The 2050-nt window shown below is 33.3% G+C and carries 2 protein-coding genes; both read left to right on the forward strand.

Annotation, left to right across the window (positions count from 1 at the left end):
- The first annotated feature begins 6 nt into the window (after positions 1-6).
- Positions 7-945, forward strand: a complete 939-nt coding sequence (locus ACMUOV_RS06960) for a Gfo/Idh/MocA family oxidoreductase (protein WP_413854380.1) — start codon at positions 7-9, stop codon at positions 943-945.
- Positions 946-1099: 154 nt separating this feature from the next.
- Positions 1100-2050, forward strand: a 951-nt coding sequence (gene aspS / locus ACMUOV_RS06965) for an aspartate--tRNA ligase (RefSeq protein WP_413854381.1), incomplete at its 3' end; no start/stop codon positions are given.

Below are 2050 nucleotides of genomic sequence, written 5' to 3' on the forward strand. Positions count from 1 at the left end.
TAAAAAATGAGCAAAATAAAAATAGCCGTAGTCGGTGTAGGTTCTTTAGGTCAGCATCATGCAAGAATATTGTCAACACACGAAAATGCAGAACTTATAGGTGTTGTTGATGCCGATGTTAAAAGGGGCGAGACTATTGCAAAAAAATGCAATACCGTTAATTTTACCGACGTAAAAGATGTGATCGGTAAAATTAATGCAGCCGTAATTTCGGTTCCCACACCGTATCATTATGACATAGCGAAACAACTTTTGCAGGAAGGTATACATTGTTTGGTTGAAAAACCTTTTACCGAAACTGTTGAACAGTCAACAGAACTTATAAGAATAGCAAGAGATAAAAACCTTGTTTTACAGGTAGGGCATGTTGAAAGGTTTAACCCTGCGATTATTGCCGCATATCCTTATGTTACAGAACCGAAATTTATTGAAGTTAACAGGTTGGGCCCTTACGACCCCAGAACCGCACATATCGGTGTTGTGCTTGACTTGATGATACATGATTTGGATATGCTTTTAAATTTTGTTAAAAGTAAAGTTATAAGTTTTGAAGCACACGGTGCAAAAATTCTTTCGGAGCATGAAGATATTGTAAAGGTTAGAATAAAATTTGCTAACGGTTGTATTGCCGATGTTTCAACAAGCAGAGTAACAATTGATAAATACAGAAGAATAAGAATATTTCAAAAAGACAGTTATGTTTCCGTTGACTATGCCGGAAAAAGTTTAAAGATATACAGAAAAAAACCGGATGTTAAAGTTGTTAAAAGTTTACTTGATATTGATGTAATAAAACCGAAAGTTCAAACGGGCGAGCCGCTTGCTTATGAACTTACACATTTTTTAAAATGTGTAATTGAAGGTAAAAAACCTTTGGTTTCAGGCGAACAAGGCAGGGATGCCCTTGAACTTGCCCACGATATATTACATTATATGCAGTATTAAAAAAATTGTAAAACAATTTTTTGTTTATAGTTTATGGGTTATTAGTTTAAAGGTTGTTTCTTTTAGTTTAGTGGTTTTTGCCATCATAACATTATAATCCCCATAATTCTATAACCTAAATTTTATGAAATAAAATTTATAATCGAGGAATAAAATGAAAAGAAGTTGCTATTGCGGTAAAGTTGATGAAAGTTTTATAGGTAAGGAAATTGTTGTAAGCGGTTGGGTTCATTCAAGAAGGGACCACGGCGGAGTAATTTTTATTGATTTAAGAGACAGAGAAGGGCTTGTTCAAATAGTATTTCAACCCGAAAAAAAAGAAATATTTTCTAAAGCCGAACATTTAAGAAGTGAGTATGTTCTCAGTGTAAAAGGTTTAGTTAGAAACAGACCGGAAGGAACTGTTAATCCGAACATGTTTACCGGTAAGGTTGAAATTGTTGTTAACGAACTTGAAATAATAAATACATCACCCGTTTTACCTTTGGAAGTTGATGACTATAAAGAAACTTCCGAAGAAATAAGGTTAAAATACAGATACCTTGATTTAAGAAGGCCGTCATTTCAGAAAAATTTTATTATCAGACATAAAATTTCGCAAACAATAAGGCAATATCTTAACGATGAAGGTTTTTTGGAAATAGAAACACCTTTTTTAACAAAATCAACTCCGGAAGGTGCAAGAGATTTCTTGGTTCCGGCAAGACTTGCACACGGTTGTTTTTATGCTTTGCCTCAATCACCGCAGATTTTCAAACAAATTTTAATGGTTGCGGGATTTGATAAATATTATCAAATTGCAAGATGTTTCAGAGATGAAGATTTAAGAGCAGACAGACAACTTGAATTTACTCAAGTTGATATGGAAATGTCATTTATCGACGAAGAAGATATTATGACAATAGTTGAAAATATGCTTTCAAAAATATTTAAGGATGTTTTGAATAAAGAAATAAAAACTCCTTTTGAAAGAATGCCTTACGATGAGGCAATGTTAAGGTTCGGCTCGGATAAACCGGATACAAGGTTTGCAATGGAAATAAAAGATTTTACAAAGGAACTTGCAAATTGCGGTTTCGGAGTATTTAAAAATGTTATAGCAAAA

It is taken from the genome of Candidatus Ruminimicrobium bovinum, assembly GCF_902760015.1.
GTDB lineage: Bacteria > Elusimicrobiota > Endomicrobiia > Endomicrobiales > Endomicrobiaceae > Ruminimicrobium > Ruminimicrobium bovinum.

Coding starts and splice junctions, on each gene's coding strand:
- ACMUOV_RS06960 (WP_413854380.1), top strand. CDS start 7: ATGAGCAAAATAAAAATAGCCGTAGTCGGTGTAGGTTCTTTAGGTCAG.